Genomic DNA, 9,082 nt, shown 5'->3' with positions numbered 1-9,082 from the left:
GAACACCCTCACCGGCAACGGCGGGGGTGTTTCTTTTATACAGTGGCAACCGCAGCTCCCGACCCGCAACAGGTCACCGCCACGGGCTTTTTCCTGGAAGGCCTCCCCATCTGGCAGGCCTTCGCTTTTGAGCGGTCGCCGTCCGCTACGGCGAGATCCTGGAAGACCTCTCGATTCTAGTTTTCGGATACGGGCCAGCCGCGTCCATCAGGCTGGCGACCGACGCCGAGCCCCAGTTCGGCCCCGGCAGTGGAAGATGGCGCCGGCGGTGATACCCCAGCGCCACTCCTGTCCGGGACCATGATGCGCATCGCGCATGTCCAGTTGCTACGCTCTGTCAATGGCTCGCGTGGAAGGAATGGCGGTGGCGCAACGTTACATACTGGCGATAGATCAGGGCACCACCAGCTCGCGCGCCATGCTGTTCGACCGGGCCGGCGGCGTGGTCGGCTCGGCGCAGCGCGAATTCAGGCAGATCTTCCCGCAGCCGGGCTGGGTGGAGCACGATCCGCAGGAGATTCTCGCCAGCGTGTTGGCCACCGTGGCCGAAGTGCTGGCCTCGGCACGGGCCGAGACCAGCGAACTGGCTGGCATCGGCATTGCCAATCAGCGCGAGACCACGGTGGTATGGGATCGGCAGAGCGGCAAACCGGTCCACAACGCGGTTGTGTGGCAGTCCCGGCAAAGCCTGGCAATCTGCGAACGGCTGGAAGCCGATGGTCATGCGCCGCTGGTGCGCGAGAAGACCGGCTTGCTGATCGACGCCTACTTTTCCGGCAGCAAGATCCGCTGGATCCTCGATCACGTCGATGGCGCGCGTACCCGGGCGGAGCGCGGCGAACTGCTGTTCGGCACCATCGACAGCTGGCTGATCTGGAATCTCACCGGCGGCAGGCTGCACGTCACCGACGTCAGCAACGCCGCGCGCACGCTGCTGTTCGACATCCACACGCGTCAGTGGGACGACGAACTGCTGCGCATGCTGGATATCCCGCGCAGCCTGCTGCCGCAGGTGCGTTCGTGCAGCGAGGTCTACGGGCACACCGTGGCGCTGCCCGGTTTGCCGGCCGGTGTGCCGATCAGTGGCGTGGCTGGCGATCAGCAGGCGGCGCTGTTCGGCCAGGCCTGCTTCGAGCCCGGCGTGGCCAAGAACACCTACGGCACCGGCTGCTTCATGCTGATGCATACCGGCACCCAAGCCGTGCCATCGCAGCACGGCCTGCTGACCACGATCGCGTGGGAGCTGGATGGTCTCACCGAGTATGCGCTGGAAGGCAGCATCTTCGTCGCCGGATCGGTGGTGCAGTGGCTGCGCGATGGCCTGCACATACTGGAGCAAGCCAGCGATTCGCAGGCATGCGCCGAAAGCGTGGAATCGAGCGAGGGCGTGTACCTGGTGCCGGCTTTCGTCGGGCTGGGCGCGCCGTACTGGCGCAGCGACGTGCGCGGCGCGATGTTCGGGCTGTCGCGCGGCACTCGCAAGGAACACGTAGTGCGCGCCGCGCTGGAGTCGATGGCCTACCAGTCGCGCGACGTGCTGGCCGCGATGGAAGCCGATGCAGGCATCCCGCTGATGGAACTGCGCGCGGACGGCGGTGCCATCGCCAACGACTTCATGGCGCAGTTCCAGAGCGACATGCTCGGCGTGCCGGTGCTGCGACCGAAGATCGCCGAGACCACTGCACTGGGCGCGGCCTACCTCGCCGGCCTGGCTGTGGGTTTCTGGGAAAGCCGGGCGCAGCTCGCGAAGCTGTGGCAGGTCGAGCGGCGCTTCCAGCCGGCGATGGCTGAGCCCGCCCGCGAGCGCCTGTACCAGGGCTGGCGCCATGCCGTCGCTGCCACCATCGGTTTTCGCGTGGGCTGAAACGAACGAGGCTCCCGGCATGGCGAGGGAGCCTCGTTTCATTGTGACCAGTGGCGACCTGGCTCAATCCAGCGCGTAACCGAACTGGTCGAGGAACTCTGCGGCGAATTCTACATAGTCGAAGCGCTGGTTCTGCGTGCCGGGATGTTCCACCTTCAACGCGCCCATCAGCGAGGCCATGCGGCCGGCGGTCGGCCAGTCCTTGCCGTGCATGATGCCGAAGATCATGCCGGCGCGATACGCGTCGCCGCAGCCGGTCGGGTCCACGATCTGGCGCTCGCGCGCCGGCGGGATGTGGTGGGTATCGCCGCCGGCGTGGATGACCGAGCCGCGCGGGCCCTGCGTCACGATATACGCCGTCACCCGCTCGGCGATTTCGGAGGTGCTCCAGCCGGTGCGCGCCTGCAGCAGCTGCGACTCGTAGTCGTTGACGATCACGTAGGTCGACTTGCCGATCATCGAGCGGAACTCGTCGCCGCTGAACAGCGGCATCGCCTGGCCCGGGTCGAAGATGAACGGCACGCCGCGTGCGGCGAACTCGTCCACGTGCTGCAGCATCGCCTCGCGGCCGTCGGGGGCGACGATCGCAAAGTCGATCTGCGGGATGTCGCGCACGTGGTTTTCCTGCGCGCTGGACATCGCGCCGGGGTGGAAGGCGGTGATCTGGTTGTTGTCCAGGTCGGTGGTGATGAAGCACTGCGGAGTGAACTGTTCGTCGAACTCACGCACGCCATCGAGCCGGATGCCGCATTGCTCCATGTGCTTGCGGTACGGCCCGAAGTCCTGGCCCACGGCCGCCACCGGCAGCGGGTCGCCACCGAGCAGCTTGAGGTTGTAGGCGATGTTGCCGGCGCAGCCGCCGAACTCGCGGCGCATGCGCGGCACCAGGAACGACACATTCAGGATGTGCATCTGGTCGGGCAGGATGTGGTTCTTGAACTGGTCCTGGAACACCATGATGGTGTCGTAGGCCAGCGATCCGCAGATGACGGCAGGCATGACGTGCGGGAACCCCCGGGCAGCGAAGTGGAAAAGAGCACGCGCCCGGCCTGGAGCCGGACCGGGTGGCTCCGGTCAAAGGGTGGAATGGTAGCGCCATCTGCTCGTCTTGGCGACTTCGTGCGCCGGCGACCAGCTCACTTCGCGGCGCAGAAAGTGTGCTTATGATCGTGTTGTAGAAGGGTTTCTTAACGTTATTGTCCTTGCACCTGGCAGTCGCGCTGACTAGACTGGCGAGCTTGATTTTTAGCCAGGCCGAATGCGGCGGACCCATGTTCAAGAAGTTTCGCGGGATCTTCTCCAACGACATCTCCATCGACCTCGGCACCGCCAACACACTGATCTACGTGCGTGGCCAGGGCATCGTGCTGAACGAGCCCTCGGTGGTGGCGATCCGCCAGGATCGCGGCCCCGGCGGCCCGCGCACGATCGCCGCGGTCGGCAGCGATGCCAAGCGCATGCTCGGCCGCACGCCGGGCAACATCGCCACGGTGCGGCCGATGAAGGACGGCGTGATCGCCGACTTCACCATGACCGAGGCCATGCTGCAGCACTTCATCAAGCAGGTGCACAAGTCGCGCTTCCTGCGCCCGAGCCCGCGCGTGCTGGTGTGCGTGCCGTGCGGCTCGACCCAGGTCGAGCGCCGCGCGATCAAGGAGTCGGCCGAAGGCGCCGGCGCCCGCGACGTGTTCCTGATCGAGGAGCCGATGGCCGCCGCGATCGGCGCCGGCATCCCGGTGCACGAGGCGCGCGGCGCGATGGTGCTGGACATCGGCGGCGGCACCTCGGAAGTGGCGGTGATCTCGCTCAACGGCATCGTCTACTCGCAGTCGGTGCGCGTGGGCGGCGACCGCTTCGACGAGGCCATCATCAACTACGTGCGGCGCAACCACGGCACCCTGATCGGCGAATCCACCGCCGAGCGGATCAAGCTGCAGATCGGCTGCGCATTCCCGCAGAGCGAGGTCAAGGAGATCGAGATCTCCGGCCGCAACCTGGCCGAAGGCGTGCCGCGCATGTTCACCATCAACTCCAACGAAATCCTGGAGGCGCTGCACGAGCCGCTGGCCGGCATCGTGGCGGCGGTGAAGTCGGCGCTGGAGCAGACGCCGCCGGAACTGTGCTCCGACGTGGCCGAGCGTGGCATCGTGCTCACCGGCGGCGGCGCGCTGTTGCGCGACCTCGACCGGCTGATCTCCGAGGAGACCGGCCTGCACGTGCAGGTGGCGGACGACCCGCTGACCTGCGTGGCGCGCGGCGGCGGCAAGGCGCTGGAGCTGATCGATCAGCACGGCAGCGATTTCTTCGCGCCCGAATAAGCCGGGAGCCTGCTCGTGGCCTTCGAGTGCCCCGCGTCGCCATTGAGTGGCTGTCAGGTGGCAGGGCGTGGTGCGGGCCTGCCTGGCTGGCAGGCCAAGCCGCGCGCTGCCGCATGGGGGCCACTCAATGGAAACCCCAGCACTCATAAATTCCGGGGCCGGGTCTGTTTGCCCACATGCCGGCGTCATCACTCAGTCGCGGACGGACGTCCACTCCTCGCTCCTCAAAGCCGAGTCCATCCCTGGACTCTCCCCACGTGCCCTCGTTCTTCCTTGACCTGCACGCAAACAGCTGCCGGCGCGGGGTACTCGAAAACCATGAGCAGGCTCTAGCGATGGCGCGTGCACGTGACGAGTCCTCGCCGCTGTTCGCCGGCAACGCTGCGGGTACGCTGCGGCTGATCGTCTACCTCGCGCTGGCCGTGGTGCTGATGGTGCTCGACCACCGCAACGGCTGGCTGTGGCGCCTGCGCTACGCGGCATCGGCGGTGGTCGAGCCGGTGTACCGGCTGGCCGGGTTGCCGGCGGTCGGGATTCGCACCATGAGCGTGGCGTTCGCCGATCGCCAACGGCTGACCGAGCAGAACCAGCGCCTGCGCGAGGACCTGCTGCTGGCCAACGCCAAGTTGAATCGACTGGCCGCCGTCGCCGAACAGAACCAGCGCCTGAAGGAACTGCTCGACACCCAGCACAGCCTGGAACTGAACGTGCAGCTGGCGCGGGTGATCGGCGTGGATCTCGGCGCCTATCGCTACCAGCTCACCCTGAACATGGGCGCCCGCGACGGAGTCAGGCCAGGCCAGCCGGTGATCGACGCGCACGGCGTGATGGGCCAGGTGAAGGAAGCGCTGCCGACCACCTCGGTGGTGATGCTGATCACCGACCCGGCCCATGCGATTCCGGTGGTGGTCGAGCGCACCGGCCTGCGCACGGTGGCCTACGGCTCGCGCGACGGCGACCAGCTCAGCCTGCCGACCATTCCGCAGGCTGCCGACGTGCGCGTGGGCGACAAGCTGCTCACCTCGGGTCTCGGCGGGCGCTTTCCGCCGGGTTTTCCGGTTGGCGAGGTGCGCTCGGTGGCGCCATCGGCGACCGGCATGTTCCTGGTGGCGATGGCGAAGCCGTCGGCGGATCTCGACCGCAGCGAAGACGTGCTGCTGCTGCATGATCAGGCCGAGCCGGACGGCCCGCCGGCGCCGGTAACCCCGATGGGGCCGCCGGCCGGGTTGGCGCCGGCCGTTGCCGGCTCGACCCCCGCGCCGGCGAGCACCAGCGGAGCGCCGCGATGAACCGACAGCGCCTGAGCCTGTGGTGGTTCATCGGCACGCTGGTGCTCGCCCTGCTGTTGATGCTGGTGCCGCTGCCCGGCGTGCTGGAGCCGTTCAAGCCGTACTGGCCGGCCCTGTTCCTGCTGTACTGGTCGCTGGAATCGGAAGACCGGGTTACCCTCGGACTGGCGTTCACGGTGGGCCTGGCGGCGGACCTACTCAACGGCGTCGTGCTGGGCGAGCAGGCGCTGCGCCTGTGCGCGCTGGCGTTCATCGCGCTGCGCTTCCGCTCGCGGCTGCGCTTCTTCCCGATGTGGCAGCAGGCGCTGGCGGTGCTGGCGCTGCTGCTGAACGACCGCATCCTGCTGCTGATCGTGCGCGTGCTGGCCGGCGCGTCGCTGCCGCCGGCGAGCTGGTGGATCTCGCCGTTCGTGGGCGCCGCGCTGTGGCCGTTCCTGTTCCTGCTGCTCGACGACCTGCGCGCGCGGCTGCGGATCCAATGAGCCATGAACCAGTGACATGAAACCCCGGCGTTCGATCAAGGACCCCCGTGGCGAGAGCCTGTTGTTCCGGCGTCGCGCGTTGGCGGGTTTCGTGCTGATCGTGTTGTGCCTGTGCCTGCTCGTCGGCCGCTTCGTGTTCCTGCAGGTGATGCACCACGACGAGTTCGTCACCCGTTCGCAGGCCAACCGGGTCAAGCCGCGCGCGATCCCGCCGGCGCGCGGGCTGATCTACGACCGCAACGGCGTGTTGCTGGCCGACAACGTGCCCGCGTTCCGCCTCGAAGTGGTGCCCGAGCAGGTCAAGGACATGCCGGCGCTGCTGGAGCGGCTGGGCCAGGTGGTGCCGCTGGACCCGGGCGACCTGGACGCGTTCCGCAAGCAGCTGAAGCAGAGCCGGCGCTTCGAGAGCGTGCCGCTGAAGCTGCACCTGACGGAGGACGAGATCGCCCGCTTCGCGGTAAACCGCTGGCGCTTTCCCGGTGTCGACGTGGTGCCTTACCTGACCCGGCGCTATCCGCTGCGCGGGTTGTTCGCGCACGTGGTGGGCTATGTCGGGCGCATCGACGCGGACGACCTGGAACGGCTCGACCCCAAGCGCTACCAGGGCACCAGCCATGTCGGCCGCAGCGGCATCGAACGTTCCTACGAAAACATCCTGCACGGCACGCCGGGCTACGAGCTGCTCGAGGTGAATGCCGACGGGCGCACGCAGCGCGTGCTGGAGACGCATGCGCCCACGCCGGGCAGGAATCTCTACCTGAGCCTCGACGTACGCCTGCAGAAGGCTGCCGAAGCGGCGTTCGAGGGCCGTCCCGGCGCGGCGGTGGCGATCGACCCGCGCAACGGCCAAGTGCTGGCGATGGTCAGCGTGCCCAGCTTCGACCCCAACCTGTTCGTCAACGGCATCGGACAGGCCGACTACGCCGCGCTGACAAACGACCCCGACAAGCCGCTGTACAACCGCGCGCTGCGCGGGGTGTATCCGCCCGGCTCCACGGTGAAGCCGCTGATCGGCCTGGCCGGGCTGGAAACGGGCATGCGCACGCCGCAGGACACCGTGGTCTCCACCGGCGTGTTCTACATTCCCGGCCAGCAGCGCGGCTATCGCGACGACCAGCGTGGCGGCGTGGGGCGGGTTGACCTGGTGGGGGCGATCGAGCAGTCGGTGAATACCTACTTCTACAAGCTCGCGCTGGACATGGGCATCGACCGCTTCAGCGCCTACATGGGCAAGTTCGGCTTCGGCCGCCCGACCGGCATCGACCTGGTCGGCGAATCCTCCGGCGTGCTGCCCTCGCGCGAATGGAAGGCGGCCAACTTCCGCCAGCCGTGGTACCCGGGCGAGACGGTGATCGCCGGCATCGGTCAGGGCTACTGGGCGGTGACGCCGCTGCAGCTGGGACACGCGATCGCCACCTTCGCCGGCCATGGCGTGCCGTACGCGCCGCGTCTGGCGATGGCGACCCAGGGCGGCGTCAATGCGGCGCCGCAGCCGCTGGCCAATCCGCCGAGCGGGCCGTCGGTGATCCGCAAGCCGGCCGACTGGGACGTGGTGAACCAAGGCATGCAGCAGGTGATTTACGGCGCGCGGGGCACCGGTCGCCAGCTCGGCGTCGGCTTTCCTTACCTGATGGCCGGCAAGAGCGGCACCGCCGAGCGCTTCTCGCGCCGGTCCGAGGCCTATGACACGAACCGCAGCACGGAGTACCTGGCGACCCGCCATCGCGCCTGGTTCGTTGCCTACGCGCCGGCCGACAACCCGCAGATCGCGGTGGCGGCGATCCTGGAATCCGGCGCCTGGGGCGCCTCGGCGGCTGGACCGATCGTGCGTACCATCCTCGATACCTGGCTGGCGTCGCACGGTGGCGAGATCGCGGATGCGAAACGCCTGTCGGTATCGGCCGCGCCGCTGCCGCCGATAGCCCGGAACGCTCCGCCCGACGCCGGCGTGGAAGACAGCGAGCCGGTGGAGGATCTGCCGGCGCCGGCGACGAGCAGCGGAGGCACGCCATGATCGAGGCGCTATACGCGCGGGCGCACCGCTTCGTGCGCCGCATCCTGAGCCGGCCGCGGATCGACCTGCCGCTGGCGTTCGGTCTGTTCGTGCTGGCGCTGACCGGCCTGGTCACCCTGTACAGCGCCGGCGACGGCAACCTGGCGCTGGTCGCCGGGCAGGCCGGCCGCTTCGTGCTGGGCGGCGCGCTGCTGCTGCTGGTGTCGCGCATCCCGCCGCCGGTGCTGCGGGGCTGGACGCCCTGGCTGTACGCCGGCAGCACCGCGCTGCTGCTGGTGGTGGCGGTCCTCGGCGAGGGGCGCGGTTCCATCCGCTGGCTGGACCTCGGCATCATGCGCTTCCAGCCGTCCGAGCTGCTCAAGCTGACCATGCCGATGATGGTGGCCTGGTACCTGCACCCACGCCAGCTGCCGCCGGGCTGGAAGGACATCGTGGTGGCCGGGCTGTTGATCGCGGTGCCGGCCGGGCTGATCGCCGAGCAGCCGGACCTGGGCACGGCCGTGCTGGTGGCCGCGGCCGGCGCGTTCGCGCTGTTCCTGTCCGGCATGGCGTGGTGGCGCATCGGCCTCCTGGTCGGCGCGGTCGCCGGGATGGTTCCGGTCGGCTGGCACTTCCTGCACCAGTACCAGCGCGACCGCGTGTTGACTTTGCTGAACCCGGAGTCCGACCCGCTCGGCAACGGCTGGCACATCATCCAGTCGCAGATCGCGGTAGGCTCCGGCGGGGTCTTCGGCAAGGGCTGGCTGCACAGCACGCAGTCGCGGCTGGATTTCCTGCCCGAGCACACCACCGATTTCATTTTCGCGGTGTTCTCCGAAGAGTTCGGCCTGGTCGGGGTGATCGCGCTGGTTGCGCTGTACGCGTTCATCATTGGCCGCTGCCTGTGGATCGCGATGGAGGCGCGTGACACCTACTCGCGCCTGCTCGCCGGCGCGATCGGCATGAGCTTCTTCGTTTACGTGTTCGTCAACGGCGGCATGGTCGCCGGCATGCTGCCGGTGGTCGGCGTGCCGCTGCCGCTGATCAGCTACGGCGGCACCTCGGCGGTGTCGCTGCTGACCGGCTTCGGCGTGCTGATGTCGATCCACGCCAATCGCAAGATGCACCTTTAGAAA

At 68.2% G+C, this 9,082-nt stretch carries 7 protein-coding genes; 6 read left to right on the top strand and 1 reads right to left on the bottom strand.

The genetic code is table 11. The features are described 5' to 3' along the window. The first annotated feature begins 364 nt into the window (after window positions 1-364). Window positions 365-1,864 (top strand): glycerol kinase GlpK, encoded by a 1,500-nt coding sequence (gene glpK / locus UUA_RS12190; protein ID WP_008437273.1) that lies wholly within the window; start codon window positions 365-367, stop codon window positions 1,862-1,864. A 63-nt stretch (window positions 1,865-1,927) separates the two neighbouring features. Here glpK and UUA_RS12185 read toward each other — a convergent pair whose 3' ends face one another. Further along, a complete protein-coding gene (locus UUA_RS12185; RefSeq protein ID WP_008437272.1) occupies window positions 1,928-2,863 on the bottom strand; it encodes a carbohydrate kinase family protein in 936 nt (311 codons plus the stop codon). A gap of 272 nt (window positions 2,864-3,135) precedes the next feature. Here UUA_RS12185 and UUA_RS12180 point away from each other — a divergent pair, with 272 nt between their 5' ends. From UUA_RS12180 to rodA, 5 genes are all read left to right on the top strand, one after another. Further along, window positions 3,136-4,182 carry a rod shape-determining protein gene (locus UUA_RS12180; protein WP_008437271.1) on the top strand — a complete coding sequence of 349 codons (1,047 nt, stop codon included), beginning with the start codon at window positions 3,136-3,138 and terminating at the stop codon, window positions 4,180-4,182. 335 nt (window positions 4,183-4,517) lie between these two features. Continuing rightward, a complete protein-coding gene (gene mreC / locus UUA_RS12175) occupies window positions 4,518-5,471 on the top strand; it encodes a rod shape-determining protein MreC (RefSeq protein ID WP_008437270.1) in 954 nt (317 codons plus the stop codon). Beyond that, entirely contained in the window at window positions 5,468-5,953 is a 486-nt protein-coding gene (mreD, locus tag UUA_RS12170) for a rod shape-determining protein MreD (RefSeq protein ID WP_008437269.1), read from the top strand. Before mreC ends, mreD begins: the two co-directional genes overlap by 4 nt. 16 nt (window positions 5,954-5,969) lie before the next feature. Then, window positions 5,970-7,967 carry a penicillin-binding protein 2 gene (mrdA, locus tag UUA_RS12165; protein ID WP_008437268.1) on the top strand — a complete coding sequence of 666 codons (1,998 nt, stop codon included), beginning with the start codon at window positions 5,970-5,972 and terminating at the stop codon, window positions 7,965-7,967. Then, complete coding sequence (gene rodA / locus UUA_RS12160; protein WP_008437267.1) at window positions 7,964-9,079, top strand: rod shape-determining protein RodA; 1,116 nt, start codon at window positions 7,964-7,966, stop codon at window positions 9,077-9,079. Before mrdA ends, rodA begins: the two co-directional genes overlap by 4 nt. Window positions 9,080-9,082: the final 3 nt, after the last annotated feature.

The organism is Rhodanobacter thiooxydans LCS2 (assembly GCF_000264375.1).
GTDB lineage: Bacteria > Pseudomonadota > Gammaproteobacteria > Xanthomonadales > Rhodanobacteraceae > Rhodanobacter > Rhodanobacter thiooxydans.
This window is presented reverse-complemented; position numbering and strand designations above follow the sequence as displayed.